Source organism: Phytobacter sp., assembly GCF_059074235.1.
In genome coordinates, this window is record NZ_JCACPZ010000009.1 from 1 (window position 1) to 25,141 (window position 25,141).

21 protein-coding genes, 2 tRNA genes, 1 other RNA gene and 1 pseudogene are annotated in these 25,141 nt (G+C 49.4%); 12 read left to right on the forward strand and 13 right to left on the reverse strand.

Annotated elements, in window-relative coordinates:
- Window positions 1-705: FumA C-terminus/TtdB family hydratase beta subunit (locus AC5JPW_RS24470; protein ID WP_494243958.1), on the forward strand; the 705-nt coding region annotated here is incomplete at its 5' end.
- Between the two features lie 147 nt (window positions 706-852).
- Window positions 853-2,253 carry a class II fumarate hydratase gene (gene fumC, locus AC5JPW_RS24475; protein WP_494243960.1) on the forward strand — a complete coding sequence of 467 codons (1,401 nt, stop codon included), beginning with the start codon at window positions 853-855 and terminating at the stop codon, window positions 2,251-2,253.
- Here the strand turns inward: fumC and tus are convergent.
- The 3 genes from tus to rstA form a co-directional block, all read right to left on the reverse strand.
- The gene (tus, locus tag AC5JPW_RS24480) at window positions 2,250-3,179 is read right to left on the reverse strand and encodes a DNA replication terminus site-binding protein (RefSeq protein WP_494244433.1); all 930 of its coding nucleotides are present in this window, start codon (window positions 3,177-3,179) and stop codon (window positions 2,250-2,252) included. The genes fumC and tus overlap by 4 nt on opposite strands.
- 77 nt (window positions 3,180-3,256) lie before the next feature.
- Window positions 3,257-4,546, reverse strand: a complete 1,290-nt coding sequence (gene rstB / locus AC5JPW_RS24485; RefSeq protein ID WP_494243962.1) for a two-component system sensor histidine kinase RstB — start codon at window positions 4,544-4,546, stop codon at window positions 3,257-3,259.
- 26 nt (window positions 4,547-4,572) lie between these two features.
- On the reverse strand, window positions 4,573-5,289 hold the full coding sequence (gene rstA, locus AC5JPW_RS24490) for a two-component system response regulator RstA (protein ID WP_494243964.1): 717 nt from the start codon (window positions 5,287-5,289) through the stop codon (window positions 4,573-4,575).
- Window positions 5,290-5,417: 128 nt separating this feature from the next.
- Here rstA and AC5JPW_RS24495 point away from each other — a divergent pair, with 128 nt between their 5' ends.
- On the forward strand, window positions 5,418-5,753 hold the full coding sequence (locus AC5JPW_RS24495; RefSeq protein WP_494243966.1) for a GlpM family protein: 336 nt from the start codon (window positions 5,418-5,420) through the stop codon (window positions 5,751-5,753).
- On the opposite strand, the gene folM is transcribed toward AC5JPW_RS24495, so the two are convergent.
- From folM to ydgH, 3 genes are all read right to left on the reverse strand, one after another.
- The gene (folM, locus tag AC5JPW_RS24500; protein WP_494243968.1) at window positions 5,750-6,472 is read right to left on the reverse strand and encodes a dihydromonapterin reductase; all 723 of its coding nucleotides are present in this window, start codon (window positions 6,470-6,472) and stop codon (window positions 5,750-5,752) included. The genes AC5JPW_RS24495 and folM overlap by 4 nt on opposite strands.
- Before the next feature lie 33 nt (window positions 6,473-6,505).
- The gene (locus tag AC5JPW_RS24505) at window positions 6,506-7,888 is read right to left on the reverse strand and encodes an amino acid permease (protein WP_494243970.1); all 1,383 of its coding nucleotides are present in this window, start codon (window positions 7,886-7,888) and stop codon (window positions 6,506-6,508) included.
- Window positions 7,889-8,068: 180 nt separating this feature from the next.
- Window positions 8,069-9,016, reverse strand: coding sequence for a DUF1471 family protein YdgH (gene ydgH / locus AC5JPW_RS24510; protein ID WP_494243972.1), 948 nt, complete (start codon window positions 9,014-9,016; stop codon window positions 8,069-8,071).
- A gap of 526 nt (window positions 9,017-9,542) precedes the next feature.
- Here ydgH and pntA point away from each other — a divergent pair.
- Together pntA and pntB are read left to right on the forward strand one after the other, a co-directional pair.
- On the forward strand, window positions 9,543-11,072 hold the full coding sequence (gene pntA, locus AC5JPW_RS24515) for a Re/Si-specific NAD(P)(+) transhydrogenase subunit alpha (protein ID WP_494243974.1): 1,530 nt from the start codon (window positions 9,543-9,545) through the stop codon (window positions 11,070-11,072).
- A gap of 10 nt (window positions 11,073-11,082) precedes the next feature.
- Window positions 11,083-12,471: a Re/Si-specific NAD(P)(+) transhydrogenase subunit beta gene (gene pntB / locus AC5JPW_RS24520; RefSeq protein WP_494243976.1), complete on the forward strand. Its 1,389-nt coding sequence runs from the start codon at window positions 11,083-11,085 to the stop codon at window positions 12,469-12,471.
- A 129-nt stretch (window positions 12,472-12,600) separates the two neighbouring features.
- Here pntB and AC5JPW_RS24525 read toward each other — a convergent pair.
- The 5 genes from AC5JPW_RS24525 to AC5JPW_RS24545 all read right to left on the reverse strand — a co-directional run bounded on the left by AC5JPW_RS24525 (window position 12,601) and on the right by AC5JPW_RS24545 (window position 14,476).
- Window positions 12,601-12,720: non-coding RNA, RtT sRNA (locus AC5JPW_RS24525), on the reverse strand.
- Between the two features lie 46 nt (window positions 12,721-12,766).
- Window positions 12,767-12,851, reverse strand: a tRNA-Tyr gene (locus AC5JPW_RS24530).
- Window positions 12,852-12,880: 29 nt separating this feature from the next.
- A tRNA-Tyr gene (locus tag AC5JPW_RS24535) sits at window positions 12,881-12,965 on the reverse strand.
- 161 nt (window positions 12,966-13,126) lie between these two features.
- Window positions 13,127-13,969 carry a formyltetrahydrofolate deformylase gene (gene purU / locus AC5JPW_RS24540; protein WP_458043235.1) on the reverse strand — a complete coding sequence of 281 codons (843 nt, stop codon included), beginning with the start codon at window positions 13,967-13,969 and terminating at the stop codon, window positions 13,127-13,129.
- 48 nt (window positions 13,970-14,017) lie between these two features.
- Window positions 14,018-14,476 carry a YchJ family protein gene (locus tag AC5JPW_RS24545; protein WP_494243979.1) on the reverse strand — a complete coding sequence of 153 codons (459 nt, stop codon included), beginning with the start codon at window positions 14,474-14,476 and terminating at the stop codon, window positions 14,018-14,020.
- 111 nt (window positions 14,477-14,587) lie between these two features.
- On the opposite strand from AC5JPW_RS24545, the gene rssA reads away from it, so the two are divergent.
- The 4 genes from rssA to tnpA all read left to right on the forward strand — a co-directional run bounded on the left by rssA (window position 14,588) and on the right by tnpA (window position 18,376).
- Complete coding sequence (gene rssA / locus AC5JPW_RS24550) at window positions 14,588-15,508, forward strand: patatin-like phospholipase RssA (protein WP_494243981.1); 921 nt, start codon at window positions 14,588-14,590, stop codon at window positions 15,506-15,508.
- 92 nt (window positions 15,509-15,600) lie between these two features.
- A complete protein-coding gene (gene rssB / locus AC5JPW_RS24555) occupies window positions 15,601-16,614 on the forward strand; it encodes a two-component system response regulator RssB (protein ID WP_494243983.1) in 1,014 nt (337 codons plus the stop codon).
- Between the two features lie 197 nt (window positions 16,615-16,811).
- Complete coding sequence (galU, locus tag AC5JPW_RS24560) at window positions 16,812-17,723, forward strand: UTP--glucose-1-phosphate uridylyltransferase GalU (protein WP_494243985.1); 912 nt, start codon at window positions 16,812-16,814, stop codon at window positions 17,721-17,723.
- A 194-nt stretch (window positions 17,724-17,917) separates the two neighbouring features.
- Window positions 17,918-18,376 (forward strand): IS200/IS605 family transposase, encoded by a 459-nt coding sequence (gene tnpA, locus AC5JPW_RS24565; RefSeq protein WP_494238354.1) that lies wholly within the window; start codon window positions 17,918-17,920, stop codon window positions 18,374-18,376.
- A 308-nt stretch (window positions 18,377-18,684) separates the two neighbouring features.
- Here the strand turns inward: tnpA and hns are convergent, their stop codons facing one another.
- The gene (hns, locus tag AC5JPW_RS24570; RefSeq protein WP_494243987.1) at window positions 18,685-19,098 is read right to left on the reverse strand and encodes a histone-like nucleoid-structuring protein H-NS; all 414 of its coding nucleotides are present in this window, start codon (window positions 19,096-19,098) and stop codon (window positions 18,685-18,687) included.
- 551 nt (window positions 19,099-19,649) lie between these two features.
- Here hns and tdk point away from each other — a divergent pair.
- Window positions 19,650-20,264, forward strand: coding sequence for a thymidine kinase (tdk, locus tag AC5JPW_RS24575; protein WP_494243989.1), 615 nt, complete (start codon window positions 19,650-19,652; stop codon window positions 20,262-20,264).
- Between the two features lie 193 nt (window positions 20,265-20,457).
- A pseudogene (locus tag AC5JPW_RS24580) lies at window positions 20,458-20,831 on the forward strand (transposase domain-containing protein); the annotation flags it as partial.
- 261 nt (window positions 20,832-21,092) lie between these two features.
- Here AC5JPW_RS24580 and adhE read toward each other — a convergent pair.
- A complete protein-coding gene (adhE, locus tag AC5JPW_RS24585) occupies window positions 21,093-23,765 on the reverse strand; it encodes a bifunctional acetaldehyde-CoA/alcohol dehydrogenase (RefSeq protein WP_494243991.1) in 2,673 nt (890 codons plus the stop codon).
- Between the two features lie 472 nt (window positions 23,766-24,237).
- Here adhE and AC5JPW_RS24590 point away from each other — a divergent pair, with 472 nt between their 5' ends.
- Window positions 24,238-24,885 (forward strand): YchE family NAAT transporter, encoded by a 648-nt coding sequence (locus AC5JPW_RS24590; protein ID WP_494243993.1) that lies wholly within the window; start codon window positions 24,238-24,240, stop codon window positions 24,883-24,885.
- Window positions 24,886-25,141: the final 256 nt, after the last annotated feature.

The window sequence follows — 25,141 nt, forward strand, 5'->3', positions numbered from 1 at the left end:
GTCTGTACCTGTTCAGCAGACCGCAATATCAAAGGCAAAATTAACCGTGAAGGTATCTGGCTGGAAAAGCTGGAGCAAAATCCCGGTAAATTTATCCCCGAATCACTGCGTGCAGCAGGTGAGGGTGAAGCCATCAAGGTTAACCTCAACCGTCCAATGGAAGAGATCCTCGGTCAGCTCAAGCAATATCCTGTTTCGACGCGCCTGTCGCTGACGGGCACTATTATCGTCGCGCGCGATATCGCACATGCCAAGCTCAAAGAGCTGATGGACGAAGGTAAACCGCTGCCGCAGTACGTCAAAGATCACCCTATCTATTACGCAGGCCCGGCCAAGACGCCAGAGGGTTATGCCTCGGGTTCACTGGGGCCGACCACCGCAGGGCGTATGGATTCCTATGTTGATCAGTTGCAGTCGCAAGGTGGCAGTATGGTCATGCTGGCGAAGGGCAACCGCAGCCAACAGGTGACAGATGCCTGCCATAAACATGGCGGTTTCTACCTGGGCAGCATCGGCGGTCCAGCGGCGATTCTGGCGCAAAACAGTATTAAGAGCCTGGAGTGTGTGGCCTACCCGGAACTGGGTATGGAAGCTATCTGGAAAATCGATGTTGAGGATTTCCCGGCCTTTATTCTGGTGGATGATAAGGGTAACGACTTCTTCCAGCAGATCCAGTCGGGCCAGTGCGGACGCTGTGTAAAATAATCATCACCGCCCTTCGGGGCGGTTTTTTTGCGCTCTTTTAAGCGCACGAAGCAATAAACGTCGTCATAACAAGCATCAATACTTAAAGCTTTGTTTGCAGGTGAGCAATGTCGGTACCCAACATCACTTCGTAACAGGGAGAAAGTAATGACAACGCATCGCAGTGAAAAAGATTCTATGGGCGCGATTGACGTCCCGGCAGATAAATTGTGGGGAGCGCAAACTCAGCGTTCTCTTGAGCATTTCCGTATTTCGACGGAGAAAATGCCGGTCTCGCTTATTTATGCGCTGGCGTTGACCAAACGGGCGGCAGCAAAAGTTAACCAGGATCTGGGCCTACTGGAACAAGAGAAGTCGAAAGCGATTATCGACGCGGCGGATGAAGTGCTTGCCGGGAAACACCCCGACGAGTTTCCTTTGGCTATCTGGCAAACGGGCTCGGGTACCCAGAGCAACATGAACATGAATGAGGTGTTGGCCAACCGCGCCAGTGAACTTCTGGGCGGCGAACGTGGAATGGCCCGCAAAGTCCATCCTAATGATGACGTCAACAAAAGTCAGAGCTCCAACGATGTGTTCCCGACGGCGATGCACGTGGCGGCCATTATCGCGCTACGTGAACACCTTATCCCTGAGTTGCATGTCCTGAAAAAAACGCTCCATGAAAAAGCCATCGCCTTTGCCGATATCGTCAAAATCGGCCGCACTCATTTGCAGGATGCAACTCCATTGACGTTGGGTCAGGAGATATCCGGTTGGGTGGCGATGCTTGAGCACAATCTCAAACATATCGAACTCAGCCTGCCGCACCTGAGTGAACTGGCGCTGGGAGGAACGGCGGTGGGAACCGGTCTGAATACCCATCCTGAATATGCGAAACGGGTCGCCGATGAACTGGTGTCATTTACCCAGCACCCTTTCATTACGGCACCCAATAAATTCGAAGCGCTGGCAACCTGCGACGCGCTGGTTCATGCCCATGGTGCCCTTAAAGGCCTGGCTGCGTCACTCATGAAAATTGCCAATGATGTGCGCTGGTTGGCTTCCGGACCGCGCTGCGGCATTGGCGAAATCTCGATTCCGGAAAATGAACCGGGCAGCTCCATCATGCCAGGCAAGGTGAATCCGACCCAATGTGAAGCGATGACCATGCTCTGCTGCCAGGTGATGGGTAACGACGTGGCGGTCAATATGGGTGGGGCATCCGGCAACTTCGAACTGAACGTCTTCCGTCCGATGGTGATTCATAATTTCCTGCAGTCGGTACGTCTGCTGGCGGATGGCATGGAAAGTTTCAATGAACACTGTGCGACAGGTATTGAGCCAAACCGCGATCGTATTGATCAACTGCTCAATGAGTCACTCATGTTGGTGACGGCGCTGAACACGCATATTGGCTACGACAAAGCCGCTGAAATTGCCAAAAAGGCGCACAAAGAAGGGCTGACCCTGAAGGCGTCGGCGCTGTCTCTCGGCTACCTGACAGAAGCCGAGTTTGATAGCTGGGTGCGCCCTGAATCAATGGTTGGCAGTATGAAACCGGCCTAACGAGCAAGGTAGAGGTGCAGCCGGGGAATGATGAGCGTCAACGGCTGCGCTTGTGGTTTGTATCGATGCTGGACATTGTCTGCCTGGTAGTTGAGCAGTTCACCGATGTCCGGCGCTTTTCCTCCATTCTCTTCGGATACCAGCGCTATCAGCGGCGTAGGGCAGGCGTACTGCACCTGTTTTTGAGAGCCCGAATACCAGACGCGCGCAATGGGCTGCACTTTTACCGGGCGTTTGATCTTCAGGCGTGCTTGCTGCGGCAGGGCTGCAATATCCTGATATTCCTGTTCCAGACGTTCCTGCCATTGCTCCCGTGTCCAGGGTGCGACGGCGCGCGGCGATTTTCGGCTCTTATCGAGCAGTGCCAGAACCTCATCGCGAGTGAAATTCTTGATGATATGCTTGTTTGCCCAGCCGAAACGCAACGTGGCGGGATCGCGAATGACAGTGAGCGTGCGATAAGCATTCAGCGTAATAAGCCCAGGCAGATGGCGATGCACCCATTCAAAACGGGCGGCAGAGGGAAGGCCGGAATCGACCGTTACGATCCGCTCAAAGGTCATTTTCAGTGCGTTTATCTGTTTGATGGCCATTTCCAGCCGCTCGCGGGTTGGTGTATCAACCTGGTAACAGACGACTCCCGGTAAACGTACTGCGGCTTTGCTGCTGCGCTTTTCGGACTGCTGCTGAATAAAAAGGTGTGAGTAGTGTTTCAGAGCCAGTTCAGCGGCCTCTTTACCGATGTGCTGTTTCACCTCAATTGTGGGCAGGGGATCGTGCTCTGTGCCTTTTTCAACATCCGGAAGCGAGAACACCCGGCCCGCCATCAGGCGGCATTCCGCAAGGCCGGTATTGAAATCTTCCAACGCGTGTTCAAGCTGACGGAAGGTGCTGTTCAGGCGTTCGATAAGATCGTAGCTTGCCATCATAAACTCCATTTAGTTACAACATACTTTTGTATAGCATGGCTGAATTGACCTGACCAGCGGCGTCGAAGGGTTTCTCAGGGCAGATCAATCAAATGATAAACTGGCCAGCGGAAACTGAAACGCGCGCCACCCATTACGCTTTCATCACAGGTTACTTCGCCTCCCATCGCCTGGGCAATCGAGTGGACAATGGCCAGGCCGAGTCCACAACCCCCGGTTGCACGATCGCGGCTGGGATCAAGGCGGACAAAAGGTTCAAATATTCGCTGACGCTCTTCGGGAGAAATACCCGGGCCGTCATCCTCAACGCTCAGCACGGCATGGGTGCCATCCCGTACCAGGTTAACGCTGACCTGGTACTCGCAATAGCGCAGCGCATTATTCACCAGATTATCAAGCACGCGTTCCATCAAGCGCATGTCCAGCGCGCCATAGTCCGCAGGTTCATGATTAAGGCGCAGTGTGCGGTCAGGATTGACGATGCGCGCATCGTCGATGTAACTCACAATCCACGCTGAAAAATCAGGGGTCGTAAGTTTCAGCTCGTTTTGCGGACGGTCCAGCCGCGCATAGGTGAGTAACTCTTCGATTAACGCTTCCAGTTGCCCGATATCACGATTGAGCGCCGCACGTTCGCTGTCACTCAGGTTGTCGCTCATCTCAAGACGATAACGTAACCTGACCAGGGGGGTTCGCAATTCGTGGGCGATACCGTCGATAAGATGCTTCTTACTGGCAATCAGGGCATTAATGTTATCTGCCATCTGGTTGAAGGCGATTCCCAGCCGTTCAAAGCTGGAGGTACTGTCAAAATGAATACGCTCTTCAAGATGCCCCTCGCCGAAGCGTTGAGCAGCCGACTCCAGCCGCAGCATCTCTTGCCAGTGCGGTCGCATCCAGATAAACACCGGGAAGGCGAGTGAGATGGCAATAAAAACCATCAGGGTTATATCCAAAATACGCATTTCATGCATATAAAACAGATAGGGCACGGGGCCAACAGCCAGAACATAATGGCTGCGGGGGATACGTTGAATAAAAGTGTACTCAGAATCCAGCGCGACAATATCACCTTCACGCATGCGTTGATCGGCAGGCGCATCGAGCGTGTATTTGCTCATCGGTTCAATGCGCAGATTAAATGACAGGTTCAGATCCAAATCTTTGAGCGTTTTATTCCACTGATGAGGGGGAATTTCACGCAGTTCGCTGCGCATAAGGTACAGCGAGCTTTTCATCAAATCATCCAGCGACTGTCGCCCGGCCCGTTCGGCAGTGAACTTGTACACCAGACCAACCAGCATGGTCATCACCAGAAAACAGACGAACAGCAACAGATAAAACTGGACGAAAAGCTTTTTCATGAAGGCACCTGCGAATGAAACCGAATTCAATTATCCCAGGCATGTGGGGCAAATAGATAGCCTTTGTTACGCACGGTTTTAATGCGATAGGGTTCGGTGGCGTTATCGAGCAGTTTCTTGCGTAAGCGAGAAATCGCGACATCAACGCTGCGATCCATGCCGTCGTAGGTCACACCGCGCAGGTTTTTGAGCAGCGCATCGCGATCCATGATTTGCCCTGCATGCGTGGCAAGTTCCCAAAGGAGATCGAAATCGGCAGTCGACAGGATGACTTGCTCTCCCGTCAGGGTGACCTGACGGTTAACCGGATCGATAGCTAAGCTCCCAAAGCGAAGGGCTTTATGCTGTTTAAGGGCAGGGGCAGGCTCCTGTTGACTTACCTCCGCACGTTGGCGCAAATGCAGCCGTAAACGAGCGAGCAGGACAGCGGGCGGAGTCGTTTTAAGTATGTAGTCATTCGCCCCCATCTCAAGGGAGAGGATATGATTCATATCGCTGTCGAGGGAGGTGAGCAGGACGATAGGACCGGTCCATTGTTTACGTAAATCTCGACACAACGTCATACCATCTTTACCAGGCAGCATGATATCCAGCAGCACCAACTCGGGTTTTTCGCGGGCAATGACCTCTTCGGCGCGATCGCCGCGGGGTTCAACTATGACATCCATATCGTGCTTACCCAGGTAGGCGGCAATCAGTGCACCCACTTCCGGGTCATCTTCCACAAAAACGATCTTATTCATATGTCATCGTAATGAGTCGAAAAGGAAAACATACACTGCCTTGCTGGAACCTGCCATTAATCTTTTCTAAATGAGAAGGGTTCCGTTATGCTGTAGGTCGTTGTTGTTAATGAATTATAGGGAAAAGTATGGGCCTGGTGATTAAAGCGGCAATTGGCGCGCTGGTGGTACTGCTGATTGGAGTACTGGCCAAAACAAAAAATTATTATATTGCCGGGCTGATTCCTTTATTTCCGACCTTTGCGCTAATCGCCCATTACATTGTTGCCACTGAACGTGGCGTTGAAGCATTAAGAGCGACCATTGTGTTCGGTATGTGGTCTATCATTCCCTACTTTATTTATCTGTTATCGCTCTGGTATTTCACCGGATTTATGCGAGTGGGGCCCGCGCTGGGCGGAGCGGTGCTTTGTTGGTGCCTCAGCGCCTGGGTACTGATTTTTTGCTGGAGCCGTTTCCATTAACGCAGCGGTCTACCGCCATCCACCGCAAAGCTTCGTCCGGTGACGTAGCAACTGGCCAGCAAATAATCGACAAGATCGATAATCTCTTTCTCACCCGGCGCGATTTTCATCAGTGATTTATTAAGCGCTTCCTGACGATACTGCGCATCGTCAGACTCATTGAAGAGTATCAATGATGGAGCGATGGCATTGACCTTCACTTCTGGTGCCAGCTTTTTAGCGAAGGAGCGCGTCATATTATCCAGCGCCGCTTTGCTGGCTGCATAGGCAATATGCTTATCGCTACCACGTTCAACGACATAATCGGTGAAATGGATAATATCACTGGCGGCGTGACCAAACCCGCGCAGCAAACTTTCCAGTTCATGGTTTAGCAGGTAGGGTGCATTTACATGGATTTGTATCATTCGTGAGAGCACTTCCGTAAGCGTCATGTCACGTCTTTCTGCTTGCCAGTCGCTGGCGTTATGCACAATTGCCCGCAAACCGGTCGTTTCCTTTTTAACGGTATCGGCAAACGCCAGAATACCCTCATCGGTGCTGAAGTCAGCCTGAAGGCAAACGGCGCCGGCACTCTTCAGTTCATCGATGGATGGATAGTGAGTTCGGTAACTCACAATGACAGGGTACTGTTGACTGAGTAAATGGTGGGCGAGGGCGAGGCCGATTCTGCGTCCTGCCCCGGTTATCAAAATCGGGCGCGTTTCTGTTTTTCCCATCGGTTTTCTCCATTAAAGATGGGTAAGGCACGCTTACCCCATCAACATCCACGTGGCTGGAACGGCGGCGATCAGCAGGAAGCCAATCAGAACACGTTCACGGCGTTTAAGCAGGCTGTTTATCTCATGCGTCCGACGAGCATACATAAACACCACTAATCCTGGTGCGTACAGGACAACGGACAATAATAAATGCACAGGACCAGAGGCATATAGTAGCCACAAGCCATAAAAACATGCACCCGCGGCGACGACTTTGTGCAATGGTTGACGGGCGATTTTGAACAGGAAGGCGCCCACCAGGAAATAAGGCACCAGGATCATCTCGGACGCAATGGTCAACAGCGTGTTGTAATCAGAACCCGTGAGCCAGATCAGCACCAGACATACCTGAACGCTAATGTTGGTCAGCCACAGTGAAGCAGACGGTGCATTGTTTTTATTTTGTTTGGCGAAGATTCGTGGGAAGGCTTTATGCGTCGCTGCCAGTAGCGGTACTTCAGCAGCCATGATTGTCCAGCTCAGATATGCGCCGCAAACAGAAATGATAAGGCCAGCGGCAATCACGACATCTCCCCAGGACCCCATCAGTTTGACCATTAAACCTGCCATGGATGGATTGCGCATCGCCGCCAGTTCAGGGCGGGCGATAACCCCTACGGACAGCAACGTGACGAGTAAATAAACCGACAGCGCCGCCAGTACCGCCATGAGCGTCGCACGGCCCACATCTCGTTTATTACGTGCTCTTGCGGAAACGACAACAGCTCCTTCAACCCCGATAAATACCCAGAGGGTGATGAGCATGGTGTTCTTCACCTGCTCCCAAACAGGCACGCCCAGCGCAAGGCCAGAGAAATCCAGCTTAAAGGTATCTATGTGGAAAGCCACGGCCGCCAGGATGATAAACAGGCCCAATGGCACCAGTTTGGCGAGTGTCGCGGCGAGATTGATGCTGGCAGCCGTTTGAACCCCACGAAGGATCAGCGCGTGAACGACCCACAGCAGCACCGACGCGCCGACAATAGACTGCCAGGTGTTGCCATCGCCAAACAGGCGCAATTCCGGTGTGTCAGTAAAGAAACTCAGGGCAGAAAAGACAATGACGAGATAGGAAACGTTGGCGATAACCGCGCATAACCAGTAGCCCCAGGCGGAACAAAAACCGATTAACTCACCAAATCCTTCACGAGCGTAGGTGAAAATACCACCATCCAGGTCAGGGCGAATGCGCGTCAAAATCAACATTGCGAAGGCGAGCAGCAGGATGCCAGCGCCAGTAATCGCCCAGCCAATAAGCAGTGCCGCAGGGCTGGCGACCTCGGCCATATTCTGCGGAAGACTGAACACGCCCGCGCCAAGCATTGAGCTGAGAACCAGCGCAGTTAAAGCGCTCAGGCCAAGTTTCTTTTCCATGGGGATCCTGTCAAGAAAGAACTCAATCCAGAATAATTATTTTGCATAAGCGCATAAAAATGGTGGATATCACTAAGGCGCGGGATTTTACGGAGAGTCGTTATGGCATGCAATGCAGGAGTGCATAAATTTGCAGAAATAATGAAAAAAAGGCGACACTTGCCGCCTTTTTATACGCGATTATTTATAAAGATCTGCACTGATGGTGATGTTGCTACCATCGTTTTCCTGCCACTGGCGGGTGATGTGGTAGTACTTAGCACCTTTCTTAGCGGCACGTTTGGCAACCTGATAGGAGATCTCAGTCATGTTGCCGTAGTTGCCTGTGAATTTGATGCTGTCAAACGGCACCATTTGAGCCGCAGTGATTTTATTTACTTCTTCGATGCGGGTGCCGTCCGGCAGATCGACAGAATAACGACCTGCTTTCGAGCTTTGTGTTTCAAAGAAACGACCGACTTCATAGCTTGGTGTTGCACTGGTTGCAACGCCCGGAATCTCAACTTTCTTGGCTTCTTCGCCACCTTTTGCTAACGCTGCACGGCCAGCTTCGGAATCGCGTGGAATGGCATCCGGGCTTTGCAGTACACGTTTTTTGGCATCAGCTTTATACAAATAGGCTGTCACCAACTGGTTGCCACCGTCGTTGGCATCAACCTGGCGCACAATATAGAAAGAGGCGGCACCCTTTGCTTTCGCTGCCTTGGAGATGGCATCGTTCACATCAGGCTGACTGCGATAAAAACCCTGGACGCTAACGGTATCATACGGTTCCAGCTCAATGGCTTTATCTTTAGGTAATTCGGTTATGCCATTGATGACACGGAATGGAGCTGCTTCAGCTTTTGGGGCATCCGCTTTATATAAGTCAGCACTGACGCGCTGATTACCGCTATTCCCTTGATCAGACATATCTACAACATAAAAGGACGCTGCACCGTCTTTATCGGCTCGGTTTGAAACGGCATTAACGGCGTCGCCAATAGAGTTATAGCGTCCAATGACCACGACGCGGTCATAAGGTTTTAACTCTGCTGCTTGCTCCGGCGTTAATTCCGTCGCTGCGTTTGCGGACAGAGTCGTTACTGACAGAAATGCTGACGCCAGGAGGGTGAACTTATGCTTCATAAAAATAATCCTTCGCCTTGCGCAAACCAGATACTGGTGAGGTTGTTGTCATAAAAACGTGGGTGATTATTGCATTTAAACGGCGTAACTGTCTGCGTCATTTTTCACAGTGAATGCTACCGATTATGCGTTTTACGATAACGTTTAGTGATATGTTGAAAAAACACGCGCTTGACCGGCAAAAGTAATAAAGCATACGCATTTTTTAGGTTAATGCATTGTTAAAAGCGTGTTTCTTGATGGAGATTAATCGTGTTTTGCCGCTCCGCTTGAGCGGAATATCGGTCTGTTCTAACGAAATAAAGGGAAATAACCATGTCAGCGGATGCTCTCACCCTGTTTTCACAGATAAAAAAATAATTTCTGAATTCTCGCGGTAGATCACAAGCGTGATTTTCAGTAGGTTATAGAAAGTTTGTTACTGTTTTATTTTTCGGAGCGCTGCTTGCTACTGTCTCGCGTAGCGTTGTGCGCACTCCGGTCCTCACTGACAAACCATCATCTAAATTCGATGGAAGGGAAAACTATGCGTATTGGTGTACCAAAAGAACGGTTGGCCAATGAAACCCGCGTTGCAGCGACACCGAAAACGGTCGAGCAATTGCTTAAATTGGGTTTCACCGTCGCGATTGAAAGCGGCGCCGGCAAACTGGCAAGTTTTGATGATCACGCGTTCACCCAAGCGGGTGCAACAGTGGTTGACGGAAGTGATGTCTGGCAGTCAGACATTATTCTCAAAGTGAATGCGCCGGGCGATGACGAAATCTCGCTGCTTAATTCGGGTACTACGTTAGTCAGCTTCATCTGGCCTGCTCAAAATGCAGAACTGATGGAAAAGCTGGCTGCACGTAATGTTACCGTCATGGCAATGGACTCAGTACCGCGTATTTCACGTGCTCAGTCACTGGATGCCCTGAGCTCCATGGCAAACATTGCCGGTTACCGTGCGATTGTGGAAGCAGCACATGAATTTGGTCGTTTCTTTACGGGCCAAATTACCGCAGCCGGTAAAGTACCGCCTGCAAAAGTGATGGTTATTGGTGCGGGTGTTGCAGGGCTTGCGGCGATCGGCGCGGCAAATAGCCTCGGCGCGATTGTTCGCGCTTTCGATACCCGTCCTGAAGTGAAGGAGCAGGTCCAGAGTATGGGGGCTGAGTTCCTTGAGCTTGATTTCAAAGAAGAAGCGGGTAGCGGCGACGGCTACGCGAAGGTGATGTCTGAAGCCTTCATTAAAGCAGAAATGGCACTTTTTGCGGCTCAGGCTAAAGATGTCGATATTATTGTCACCACCGCATTAATTCCGGGTAAACCGGCGCCAAAACTTATCACCCGCGAAATGGTTGACTCCATGAAATCAGGTAGCGTGGTGGTAGATCTGGCAGCCCAGAACGGTGGTAACTGTGAATACACAGTGGCTAACGAAGTGGTCACGACGGCAAACGGTGTGAAGATTATCGGCTACACCGATTTACCCGGCCGCCTGGCGGCACAGTCTTCGCAGTTGTACGGGACCAACCTGGTCAACTTGCTTAAACTGCTCTGTAAAGAGAAAGACGGAAATGTTGCCGTCGATTTCGATGATGTAGTCGTGCGTGGTGTGACCGTTATTCGTGACGGTGAAGTGACCTGGCCTGCACCTCCGATCCAGGTTTCCGCACAACCTCAGGCTGCGGCAAAAGCCGCACCGGTTGCAAAAGCAGAAGCTAAACCAACGTCGCCGTGGGTCAAGTACGGCATCATGGCGCTGGTTATTGTGCTGTTCGGCTGGCTTGCCGATGTTGCGCCGAAAGAGTTCCTTGGGCACTTCACCGTGTTCGCGCTGGCTTGTGTTGTGGGCTACTACGTTGTCTGGAATGTGTCTCATGCGTTGCACACACCGCTGATGTCGGTGACTAACGCCATCTCCGGCATTATTGTGGTCGGCGCACTCTTACAGATCGGCCATGGTGGTTGGGTCAGCCTGTTAAGTTTTGTTGCTGTCCTGATTGCCAGCATTAATATTTTTGGTGGTTTCACCGTCACTCAGCGCATGCTGAAAATGTTCCGGAAGAACTAAGGGGTAGCAAATGTCTGGAGGATTAGTTACTGCTGCATACATTGTTGCTGCGATCCTGTTTATTTTCAGTCTGGCGGGACTTTCAAAACACGAAACATCCCAGCAGGGTAACCGTTTTGGTGTTGCCGGGATGGCGATTGCCCTGATTGCCACGATTTTTGGCCCTGATACCGGTAATGTTGCCTGGATTCTGGTCGCAATGGTGATTGGTGGCGCAATTGGTATTCGTTTGGCGCGCAAAGTTGAAATGACGGAAATGCCTGAGCTGGTTGCCGTGCTGCACAGCTTTGTCGGGCTGGCGGCGGTGCTGGTGGGCTTTAACAGCTATCTGTATCACGAATCTGGTCTGGAACCGATTCTGGTGAATATTCACCTGACGGAAGTTTTCCTTGGCATCTTTATTGGCGCTGTGACCTTCACCGGTTCGGTTGTTGCGTTTGGTAAACTCTGCGGCAAAATTTCGTCTAAACCGCTGATGCTACCGAATCGTCACAAACTGAATCTGGCCGCGCTGGTTGTCTCCTTCCTGCTGCTGGTTGTGTTTGTGCGCACTGAGAGTGTGAGTGTGCAGGTTCTGGCGTTGTTGGTGATGACGGTGATTGCTCTGGTCTTCGGCTGGCATCTTGTGGCGTCCATTGGTGGTGCGGACATGCCGGTGGTGGTTTCCATGCTGAACTCCTACTCCGGTTGGGCAGCGGCAGCCGCTGGTTTTATGTTGAGCAACGACTTGCTGATCGTGACCGGTGCACTGGTAGGCTCTTCGGGTGCAATCCTGTCTTACATTATGTGTAAGGCGATGAACCGTTCGTTCTTCAGCGTTATTGCCGGTGGTTTCGGTACGGATGGTTCATCCACTGGCGCGTCTGAAGAAGTCGGCGAGCACCGTGAAATCAATGCAGAAGAGACGGCTGAGATGCTGAAAAACTCTCACTCCGTGATCATCACCCCAGGCTACGGCATGGCGGTTGCGCAGGCACAATATCCGGTTGCTGAGATTACTGAACGACTACGTGCTCGCGGGATCAAAGTACGGTTTGGTATTCACCCGGTGGCGGGGCGTTTGCCGGGTCATATGAACGTCTTGCTGGCTGAAGCAAAAGTCCCGTACGACATCGTGCTGGAAATGGATGAGATCAATGATGATTTCTCCGACACTGATACGGTGCTGGTCATCGGTGCGAACGATACCGTCAACCCGGCAGCACAGGATGATCCGGGTAGCCCTATCGCTGGCATGCCGGTGCTGGAAGTCTGGAAAGCGCAGAACGTCATTGTGTTCAAACGTTCCATGAACACGGGCTACGCAGGCGTACAGAACCCACTGTTCTTTAAAGAGAACACGCAGATGCTGTTTGGTGATGCGAAAGCCACAGTTGATGCGATTCTGAAAGCATTGTAAGCAGTTTATAATGATGAAAGCCGCCTGTAACGGGCGGTTTTTTTTGCTCAAAATTCAGGAAATGAAACTGCAGAAAATGATCTGAACGGTGCCGATTGAAAGAATTGAAAATACGAAAGGGCAACGCAGAGATGGGGGAGGAAGGATATGCGACTCGTCCTTCGGGTTGTTGCCTGCGGCAACGCTTTCCCGCCAGGCTCGAATCGAACCTTAGTCAAAGCTTCTCATCCTTCCCCGTATGGGCAGAATTTAAGCGAAAGAAATTTGATTTTGCTGAGGTATTACAGGGAAGTGATGGTGGTGGGGGAAGGATTCGAACCTTCGAAGTCGATGACGGCAGATTTACAGTCTGCTCCCTTTGGCCGCTCGGGAACCCCACCAGGGGTAATTCAAATTGTAAGAAGCGAGATGGTGGTGGGGGAAGGATTCGAACCTTCGAAGTCGATGACGGCAGATTTACAGTCTGCTCCCTTTGGCCGCTCGGGAACCCCACCACGGGGTAATGCATAGGACTACTGGCCTGCTTCCGTATCAGGAAGCGGGCGCATCATATCAAATGATGCGCTGCTGTAAAGCATTGCTTTAGCAGAAATGAATCGATTGCCTGTTTTTCACTCGTAAAGCAGTAAAGCTAATCAATTCATTTCTTTAGCGATTAAAGAATAATCGTTCTATTACCGTAGACGAAGACGCGCTGTGCCAGTACCTGGTACAGCGCACGACTTAATACGTTCTTCTCGACATCACGACCCGCACGCATCATATCTTCAGCAGTGTAAGTATGATCAACATGAATAACGTCCTGCATGATGATTGGGCCTTCATCCAGATTGTCATTCACATAGTGGGCCGTTGCGCCGATGATCTTGACTCCACGCTCGTAAGCCTGGTGATAAGGGCGCGCGCCAATGAACGCAGGCAGGAATGAGTGGTGAATATTGATAATCTTATTCGGGAAGCGAGAGACGAAACCAGGTGTCAGCACGCGCATGTATTTCGCCAGGACCACGTAATCAGGTTGGTGTGCTTCAATGGCCTGCGCCATCTGATTATCATGTTCTTCGCGGGTCAAACCTTCGTGGCTTACCAGTTCAAAAGGAATATCAAAACGTTCAACCAGTGTACGCAGTGTTTCATGGTTGCCGATGACTGCGGCAATATCGATATCCAGGCCGCCGTAATTGGCTTTCATGAGCAAATCGCCCAGGCAGTGGGCTTCTTTTGTGACCAAAATGACAACGCGGCGCTGGCCAGCAGGGTTCAGCTCTCGAACAGAACCTTCGGGTAATGCACTATCAAGGTCTGCCAGCAGGGTGGCATCGTTAAAAATGCCTTCCAGCTCGGTACGCATAAAGAAGCGTCCGGTGCGATGATCAACAAACTCATTGTTTTGCACGATGTTTAGTTCATGCTTGTAGCAAATATTAGTAATTCGCGCGATAAGACCTTTTTGGTCGGGGCAAATAGTGCGCAGTATTTTACGTTGTAATGAATGCATTGCCGGGTAAATCCTGTTGATTGTGTTTACTATGGGGTGACGCTGAGCTTATTGCCCGCAGCACTTCTTGAATTTCTTTTTTGATCCACATGGACAGGGATCGTTACGACCAAACTCGGGGCGCTTGCCATCAATATAGTACCACCGACCGCCCTCTTTTAAGAATCGTGAACGTTCGATAATTGCGCCTGATCTGCTGTTCTCGCTAAAACGGGCGACAAAACCGACGTAACCTTCATTCTCATCTTTGCCAGAGGCTGTCTCAAAAACCGTCAGGCCCTGCCATTGCGTATTGGCAAAACCTGTTTCAATATCTTCGCGAAATGCGGAGGCCTGGCAGTCAGGATGCCAGGTATTGATAAGATAATCGGCCTGCTTTAACACAAAAGCGGAATAGCGAGAGCGCATAAGATGTGATGGATCTGGCGCAACCTGTGCACCAGACACATAAGGCTGACAACATAGGCTATACTCCAGTGCGCTACCGCAGGGACAGAGTTGAGACACAATCGACTTCCTGAACAAATAGAACGGCATCATAAGCCTGGGTAGTAATATGTTAACTGAGCTGTGGCTTTGTGGCTATGCCAGTCGTTCCGGGGGACAGAAATCCAGGTAATGAGAAGCGTAAAAATTGGACTGGCTTTAGGCTCCGGCTCTGCCAGGGGCTGGTCGCATATTGGTGTGATCAATGCGTTGCAGCGTGCAGGCATACAAATTGATGTCGTTGCGGGGTGCTCCATCGGTTCCTTAGTTGGCGCGGCATACGCATGCGGCAAACTTCCCGAGCTGGAAGGCTGGGTTCGCTCATTCAGTTATTGGGATGTGCTCAAACTCATGGATGTTTCATGGGGTAGAGGGGGATTACTGCGCGGTGAGCGCGTATTCAACCATTACCGACAACTTTTGCCAGAATCGTCTTTTGCCGATTGCCAGTTACAATTCGGTGCTGTTGCGACAAACCTTAGTACCGGGCGTGAACTCTGGTTTACGGAAGGGGATCTCCATCTCGCCGTCCGGGCTTCGTGTAGCCTGCCCGGATTAATGGCGCCGGTTGCACATAATGGCTATTGGTTGGTTGACGGTGCGGTTGTTAACCCAGTGCCCGTTTCGTTGACCCGAGCCTTGGGTGCCGATATTGTCATCGCTGTTGATTTGCAGCACGATGCCCATCTGATGCAGCAGGATCTCTTATCGATGAATCCTGCTGGCGATGATGACGATGAAAGACGTCTTTCGGCCAGCGAATCACCTCGCTGGCATGAGCGCTTGCGTGAGCGAATTGGCATGTTAACGGCGAGACGTCCGGTAGTTGTCCCTACGGCAATGGAGATCATGAGCACTTCAATTCAGGTGCTTGAGAACCGTCTTAAACGTAATCGTATGGCCGGAGACCCGCCCGATATTCTGATTCAACCGTTCTGTCCGCAAATTTCGACGCTCGATTTCCATCGAGCAGATGAGGCGATTAGCGCCGGGCAATTGGCGGTTGAGAAAAAACTCGATGAGTTGTTACCACTCGTGAGGGCGACCGCATGAGCCTATTCTTTTTATCTGACTTAAGCAAAATCTGACAGGCGATATTGATAGAACATGCCACTATTTATATATCGTCTGGCAGGGGAGAGAAAATGACGCAGCCGTTGGCAGGAAAACAGATAATGATCGTTGAAGACGAACCCGTCTTCCGCTCGCTGCTGGATTCCTGGCTCTCATCGTTGGGTGCGGACACCTTGCTGGCAGAAGATGGTCTTGTTGCGCTTGAAATACTCGAGAAAACATCGCCAGATTTGATGATTTGCGACATCGCAATGCCAAGGATGAACGGGCTTAAATTGGTTGAGCAGATGCGCAGTCAAGGATTACAGATGCCTATCCTGGTGATCTCTGCGACGGATAATATGGCCGATATCGCCAAAGCCTTGCGTCTCGGGGTTCAGGACGTATTACTTAAGCCAGTGAAAGACTTTAACCGCCTCAAGGAGACGGTGTTTGCCTGTATTTACCCGAATATGTTCAATTCTCGTGTGGAAGAAGAAGAGCGCTTATTTCAGGACTGGGATGCGCTGGTAGAAAATCCACAAGCCGCAGCCAAACTTTTGCAGGAATTACAACCACCAGTCCAGCAACAGATGTCTGGATGCAGGGTCAATTACCGACAGCTTGTGTCTGCAGATAAGCCTGGATTAGTGTTGGATATTGCACCGATCTCTTCTAACGACCTGGCATTTTATTGCCTTGATGTGACGCGTGCCGGAAATAACGGTGTGCTGGCGGCCTTATTACTCCGTGCGTTGTTCAATGGACTGCTACAGGAGCAGCTTTCACATCAGCATCAACGCCTACCAGAGATGGGAAATTTGCTTAAACAAGTGAACCAGCTACTGCGTCAGGCTAATTTACCAGGGCAGTTTCCTCTGCTGGTTGGTTATTATCATAGCGAATTAAAAAATCTTATTTTAGTTTCGGCAGGTCTTAATGCCACTCTAAATACGGGTGAGCATCAGATTCAAATCAGCAGCGGTATTCCATTAGGGACATTAGGAAATACCTATCTTAATCAATTAAGCCAGCGCTGCGACGCCTGGCAATGTCAGGTCTGGGGTGCGGGTGGACGCTTGCGTTTAATGTTGTCTGCGGAATGAGCAATCGTAACGTATTTAGCAGATAGCTTTACCTCCGCGTTTAAACGAGTGGTACTATCGCCACAGTTTTGCGTATTAGTCCTAATTAAACGTTACCGCGCCCTTTTCAGACCAGTGAGTCGCAGTGGTGCTGATATACTCAGTCGCGTGTAAATTCATGAACATGCTCAAAGCGTGAACAGACCAGGAGATTTTCAATGGCTGCCTTAAATTCAAAAGTAACAAAAGCAGTTATCCCCGTTGCGGGATTGGGAACCAGGATGCTGCCAGCGACAAAGGCGATTCCGAAAGAAATGCTGCCGCTGGTTGATAAGCCATTAATTCAGTATGTCGTGAATGAGTGTATTGCCGCGGGTATTACAGAGATCGTGCTTGTCACGCACTCGTCGAAAAACTCTATCGAAAACCACTTTGATACCAGTTTTGAACTTGAAGCAATGCTGGAGAAACGTGTTAAGCGTCAGCTGCTGGAAGAAGTCCAGTCTATCTGCCCACCTCATGTGACTATCATGCAGGTTCGTCAGGGACTTGCTAAAGGCCTTGGCCACGCGGTGCTTTGCGCGCACCCTGTTGTGGGTAATGAACCAGTTGCGGTTATTCTGCCGGACGTGATTCTGGATGAATTCGAATCCGATCTCTCTCAGGATAACCTCGCTGAGATGATTAAGCGTTTCGACGAGACCGGTGCGAGCCAGATTATGGTTGAGCCGGTGGCTGATGTTACAGCTTATGGTGTTGTCGACTGTAAAGGTGCAGAGCTTAAGCCCGGTGGAAGTGTTCCGATGGTCGGTGTCGTTGAAAAACCAAAAGCTGATGTAGCACCTTCTAATCTGGCTGTAGTTGGTCGTTATGTTCTGAGCGAAAATATTTGGCCACTACTCGCTAAAACGCCTCCAGGAGCGGGTGACGAAATTCAGTTAACGGATGCCATCGATATGCTTATCGAGAAAGAAACGGTCGAAGCCTATCATATGAAAGGCAAAAGCCATGACTGCGGTAATAAGCTTGGCTACATGCAGGCATTCGTAGAATATGGTATTCGCCACAACACGCTGGGTGAAGAATTTAAAGCGTGGTTGGAAGGCCAATTAGGACTGACTAAAGCCTGATCCACCTGCAATAGAAAGAAAAGCCGGGCATGAGTCCCGGCTTTTTTATTGTCTATAGAAAACCCCCAGCTAGGCTGGGGGTTCAGTAAAGCTTTCAGCTTTGAGCCGGATATAAAAACCCCTTTTGATTTGTTAAAACATCTTTGCGGTCTGGCAACTGCAAAAGTTAAACAAGAAATCAAAAGGGGGTCCCAATGGGGGACGAAAAGAGCTTAGCGCACACCCGATGGAACTGTAAATATCACATAGTCTTTGCGCCCAAATACCGCCGACAGGTGTTTTATGGGGAGAAACGCAGAGCAATAGGCGGCATATTAAGAAAGCTATGTGAATGGAAAAACGTCCATATTCTAGAAGCAGAATGCTGTACGGATCACATTCATATGCTTCTGGAAATCCCACCGAAGATGAGTGTGTCGGGGTTCATGGGGTATCTGAAAGGCAAAAGCAGTCTGATGCTTTATGAGCAGTTTGGGGATTTGAAATTCAAGTACAGAAACAGGGAGTTCTGGTGCCGTGGGTACTACGTAGACACGGTGGGTAAGAACACGGCAAAGATACAGGAATACATAAAGCACCAGCTTGAAGAGGATAAGATGGGGGAGCAGTTATCGATCCCTTATCCGGGCAGCCCGTTTACGGGCCGTAAGTAGCGAAGTCTGATGCAAATGTCAGATCGTATGCGCCTGTTAGGGCGCGGCTGGTAACAGAGCCTTATAGGCGCATTTGAAAAACCTCCGGCTATGCCGGAGGATATTTATTTGGTTCTTACGGATGATAATCATCCTGATGTTTATCGCAGGCTTTGCATATTGAATCTAGCGAAGTAATTAACACTGACACTGATTCAGTGAGCAAATTTCATCAGGAATGCACGATTAACGTCAACTGAAGTTCTTTATTGGCGATACGACAGGCAAAAAAAATCCTGCTATCAGCAGGATTTTTTTAATGAGTTGGATTACTCATTGATCAGGAAGTCATCCAGCTGCTTACCGTTTTCGTCCATTGCCTTTTTGATCACTGCCGGAGTACGACCTTGACCTGTCCAGGTTTTGGTTTCGCCATTTTCGTCAACATAGCTATATTTAGCCGGACGGGCAGCGCGTTTAGCTTTAGTACCGGTTTTAGCCGTGACCATGCTATTCAGCAGTTCGTTCGGATCAATACCGTCAGCAATCAACATTTCACGGTATTGCTGTAATTTACGGGTACGTTCTTCGATTTCAGCAGCTGCGGCGCTTTCTTCTTCACGACGTTCGTTAACGACAACTTCTAGTTTTTCGAGCATCTCTTCGAGCGTTTCGAGGGTGCATTCTCTTGCTTGCGCACGAAGTGTACGGATGTTGTTAAGAATTTTAAGTGCTTCGCTCATTTTTCTAATCTCAAACTTATATTGGGGTGGTTTGTTGAGCTAATAATAGAGCCTTAATTTGTCTAGTGCAATAGGTGAGAATGTAAGGAATTCAAATTTCCTCTTTATTTATCTCAGTTATAAAATCCATTAACTTAAATTTAGTGCAGTAGGTGGCACGAAAAGTACATATAGAAACGGCGTATGATTGCAACTAAAGTGGCAATTTTGTGAAAAAGTTTACTGATTAATCTCATGCAAATTATAGTTTCGGTGGATAAATATCAACCTTTTTTATTAGATTCAAAAGACGTTGTGACTCTGGGAAAACATTAATAATTTCTGAAGCCTGGCACTAAATTTTTCTCTCAGTAATAGGGAGTTAATGCATGGTTATCCATATTGTATGTTTCTTTGGCAGCAACAGTTGCAGGGTGAAATAAGTTAAATCTGTACTGATAGAAAGAGGAGGGGCATTCCGGGAGACCTTGTAACAGAGGCTAAGAGGGGGCGTTAAAATATGATACAATCCTCCCAATGAATATCACACTTTGATAGAGGTCTTGCGGGCAATGGCGCAACTTTATTTCTATTACTCAGCAATGAATGCCGGGAAGTCTACTGCGTTGCTGCAGTCTTCCTACAATTACCAGGAACGCGGTATGCGCACGCTTGTCTATACGGCGGAAATTGACGATCGCTTCGGTGCTGGTAAGGTCAGTTCGCGGATAGGACTATCTTCCCCGGCTAAGTTGTTCAATCAGGATACGGTACTCAAAGAAGAGATCGGCGCTGAGCATTCACGTGAACCGATTCATTGCGTACTAATAGATGAAAGTCAGTTTTTAACACGCCAACAAGTTTATGAGTTGTCTGACGTTGTTGATGATCTTGATATTCCTGTCCTTTGCTATGGGTTGAGAACTGATTTCCGGGGGGAGCTTTTTATCGGCAGCCAGTATTTACTGGCTCTCTCAGATAAGTTGGTTGAGCTAAAAACAATCTGTTTCTGCGGACGCAAAGCGAGTATGGTGCTGCGCCTCGATCAGCAGGGGAGGCCTTATAACGAAGGTGAACAGGTCGTCATTGGCGGAAATGAACGCTATGTCTCAGTATGCCGCAAACATTATAAAGAGGCGCTTGCCGTGGGATCGTTGGCCGAGATTCAGGTGCGGGTGAGGGGGTAGCAGAATAGATGTTTGTACCTTCATTGTTTATATAAGAACACTGCCTGATAAGCTAACACCGTTCGAGTAAGCATAATGATTGATTGCACAATCCGGTGTGAAGACGACAATAGCCTCATCAATTCTTTGATGGGGCTTTTTTATGCTTTCGACCAGGCTTGAAGATATCAGGGCCAGGAATTAGCCACTTCATTTTCTGCGTGCCATTCCGCTGGGATGGATTTCTCAGGTCCTTGAATCCACAAATGAACCTGTATCCGTAAACACAGGTCTCCCCATAACTCGTGGTCTGGCTGATTGTTACCATGGGCCTCTATCGCGATCGTACCGCCGATGATGTCTCAACAATACTTTACCTGTTCCTGAGCTCGCTTGAAGGTGAGTCCCTCGCGGCCAGTTCCATTGGCCATATATATCAGCGACTCAGCGATGAACCGCTTGAGGAAGTCTACTGTATTCAAATGGAGGATGGGAATTTTCTCACCAATGGGCACCAGGTTGTATATCGTTGATGACACACTGTTTCGCAGACCGTGCACATTCGAGCTCTTTGAGTACGTAAAGCATCCTTCTCAAGGACAATACAAAATACTGGATAGTGGAAATATTCGGTGACGGAGACCATCTGGTGCACACTGAGTAAACCGGGGATCTTTCTGACAAAGCAGTGGGAAATGCGGGAGAATGTGACGCGATTTGTTTTGCCGGAAAAGAAAAACGGCCCACAAAACGGACCGTTTAAATCTCAAAAAACCGGTATTCCGTTCACTTAAAACGTCTTAAGTGAACGGTGTTAGCCATCAGACGGTTTTTCTTTGTTGAAACTTATTAAGCGGTTTTCTTCGCTTTTTTATCAGCTTTTGCTACGTCGGCTTTAACTTCCGCAACGTCACCTTCTTTGAACTCACGTCCGTAGAAAGTATCCAGCAGGATTTGTTTCAGCTCGGAGATCAGTGGGTAGCGCGGATTCGCACCAGTACACTGGTCATCAAACGCATCTTCAGACAGTTTGTCCACATGTGCCAGGAAGTCTGCTTCCTGGACGCCTGCTTCACGAATGGACTTAGGAATGCCCAGGTCAGCTTTAATGCTTTCCAGCCATGCCAGCAGTTTCTCGATTTTCGCAGCAGTACGGTCACCGGTAGCCGTCAGACCCAGATGATCTGCAATCTCTGCATAGCGACGACGAGCCTGAGGACGGTCATACTGGCTGAACGCTGTCTGTTTGGTCGGGTTGTCATTCGCGTTATAGCGGATAACGTTACAGATCAGCAGGGCGTTGGCCAGACCGTGCGGAATATGGAACTGAGAACCCAGTTTGTGCGCCATTGAGTGACACACACCCAGGAAGGCGTTGGCAAACGCGATACCGGCGATGGTAGCAGCACTGTGCACACGTTCACGAGCAACCGGGTTTTTAGAGCCTTCATGGTAAGATGCTGGCAGGTTTTCTTTCAGCAATTTAAGAGCCTGCAGAGCCTGACCGTCAGAGAACTCAGATGCCAGTACAGAAACATAGGCTTCCAGTGAGTGCGTAACCGCATCCAGACCACCAAATGCGCAGAGCGATTTCGGCATATCCATGACGAGGTTAGCATCAACAATGGCCATATCCGGAGTCAACGCGTAGTCTGCCAGCGGATATTTCTGACCCGTTGCGTCGTCAGTAACAACAGCGAATGGAGTTACTTCTGAACCTGTACCGGATGTGGTGGTAATAGCAACCATTTTTGCTTTTACGCCCATTTTCGGGAACTTGTAGATACGTTTACGGATATCCATAAAGCGCAGTGCCAGTTCTTCGAAGTGGGTTTCCGGATGTTCGTACATGACCCACATGATTTTGGCTGCATCCATTGGGGAACCGCCGCCCAGCGCGATAATCACGTCTGGTTTAAAGGAGTTGGCGAGCTCAGCACCTTTACGCACGATAGTCAGCGTCGGATCAGCTTCAACTTCAAAGAACACTTCAGTTTCCACGCCAGAGGCTTTCAGAACAGACGTAATCTGGTCTGCATAACCATTGTTGAAGAGGAAGCGGTCAGTCACGATCAGCGCACGTTTGTGACCATCAGTAATCACTTCATCCAGCGCGATTGGCAGAGAGCCTCGGCGGAAGTAGATAGATTTCGGAAGTTTATGCCACAACATGTTTTCAGCTCGCTTAGCAACGGTTTTCTTGTTGATCAAGTGTTTCGGACCAACGTTTTCAGAGATGGAGTTACCACCCCAGGAACCACAACCCAGAGTCAGGGATGGTGCGAGTTTGAAGTTATACAGGTCACCGATACCACCCTGAGAAGCGGGGGTGTTAATCAGGATACGCGCGGTTTTCATTTCCGCGCCGAATTTCTGTACGCGAGCAGGCTGGTTATCCTGGTCAGTGTAAAGGCAAGATGTGTGACCGATACCGCCCATGGCAACCAGTTTTTCTGCTTTAACTACCGCATCGTCGAAATCTTTCGCACGATACATAGCCAGCGTTGGAGACAGTTTTTCGTGAGCAAACGGTTCGCTTTCGTCAACGACAGTGACTTCGCCAATCAGAATTTTGGTTGATGCTGGAACAGTAAAGCCAGCCAGTTCAGCAATTTTGTATGCCGGTTGACCAACGATGGCTGCGTTCAGCGCGCCATTTTTCAGAATGATATCCTGAACAGCTTTCAGCTCTTTACCCTGTAACAGGTAGCCGCCGTGGCTGGCAAAACGTTCACGTACTGCGTCATAAACGGAATCAACCACAACAACAGACTGCTCGGAAGCACAAATTACGCCGTTATCAAAGGTTTTAGACATCAAAACGGATGCTACAGCACGTTTGATATCAGCAGTCTCATCAATAACAACTGGCGTGTTACCCGCGCCAACGCCGATAGCAGGTTTGCCGGAGCTATATGCCGCTTTAACCATGCCCGGACCACCAGTCGCGAGGATCAGGTTAATGTCAGGGTGGTGCATCAGTGCGTTTGACAGTTCAACGGACGGTTGATCAATCCAACCGATCAGATCTTTTGGCGCGCCGGCTGCGATGGCAGCCTGCAGAACGATATCTGCTGCTTTGTTGGTGGCGTCTTTAGCACGTGGATGCGGGGAGAAAATGATTGCGTTGCGTGTCTTCAGGCTGATCAGCGATTTGAAGATAGCTGTAGAAGTCGGGTTAGTAGTCGGAACAATACCGCAAATAATACCGATAGGTTCAGCGATGGTGATGGTACCAAAGGTGTCATCTTCGTCGAGGACGCCGCAAGTCTTCTCATCTTTATAGGCGTTGTAGATATATTCGGAAGCGAAGTGGTTTTTAATCACTTTATCTTCGACGATACCCATGCCAGATTCGGCAACAGCCATTTTAGCGAGAGGGATTCGGGCATCAGCAGCAGCCAGAGCGGCGGCGCGGAAGATCTTGTCAACTTGTTCTTGAGTAAAGTTGGCATATTCACGCTGGGCTTTTTTCACGCGCTCTACGAGTGCGTTAAGTTCAGCGACATTAGTAACAGCCATAATGCTCTCCTGATAATGTTAAACTTTTCTAGTAAACCAGCTGTTCGATACGACAGTATAGACAGGCTAGCTGCAGGTTGCGTAAATTACAGAAAAACAATAAGTTAACGCCTTTCCTGACCCACTGATTTACTGGAAGAGTCTAAACAAAACATCATTCTTAATGATGATTAGAGGACCCTGACGACGTAACCAAGAGTACTCACTTCTGAGTAGCGATTACGTGATCTAAATCAAGTTTCAGCGAAGCTGACACCTTTCAGCATGCTGTTTTTGGGCATTTGTATCAAATGTTAATGATAAAAGGATGGCGTCGGCTAAGATTATCATAATTAATACAAATGCATAACATGCCCAAAAGTCGTGAGAAAGTCAGTATTTATGGTGAGCTATGCTGTGATTAGGCGTATATTTAGCATGGTTTTGCTGTTCGTTTTATGACCTTTTGCCTTGCTGCATTGCGGAGCACCACGTGATTCAAACCGTCTTTGATTTTCCTACCTGGTCTAAATTCTTCATTGGTCTTTTTGCTTTAGTGAACCCGATTGGCATTATTCCGGTTTTTATCAGCATGACGAGTTACCAGACTGCGGCTGCCAGGAATAAAACTAACCTTACCGCTAACCTCTCAGTGGCAATCATTCTTTGGACTTCGCTCTTTCTCGGCGACTCAATCCTGCAGCTCTTCGGCATTTCTATTGACTCCTTCCGCATCGCCGGTGGCATCCTGGTCGTGACTATCGCCATGTCGATGATCAGCGGCAAGTTGGGCGAGGATAAGCAAAACAAGCAGGAAAAATCGGAGTCGGCAATAAGAGAAAGCATAGGTGTGGTCCCCCTTGCTCTGCCTCTTATGGCGGGGCCGGGGGCGATCAGCTCGACTATTGTGTGGGGGACCCGTTTTCACACGGTGGAATATTTAGCCGGCTTCACGGTCGCAATTGCTCTTTTTGCCGCGTGTTCATGGGGATTGTTCCGTATTGCGCCGTGGCTGGTGCGACTGCTGGGGCAAACAGGGATCAACGTGATTACCCGTATTATGGGCTTGTTGCTTATGGCATTGGGAATCGAGTTTATCGTGGCTGGTGTGAAGGCGATTTTCCCAGGTTTGCTGCAATGAAATCATTTCATATGAAAATGATTTGTCCGGTTGCGTTCCATTTGCCGCATTATTAGTAAAACGTATAAATATTGCCGGAAAAAAACGTAAATATAATAAATTGCACTGATTAAGATTAATGGTTTTATTTCAATGAATTACATTTTGTTGCACGATTCATTGGCGATAAATTAATCCCTTTGCCGTGTTATTTTACTCACATGATACTCTGGGGGTTGCTGTAGGATAATTGAAATGTTATTAGTAATTTCCCCGT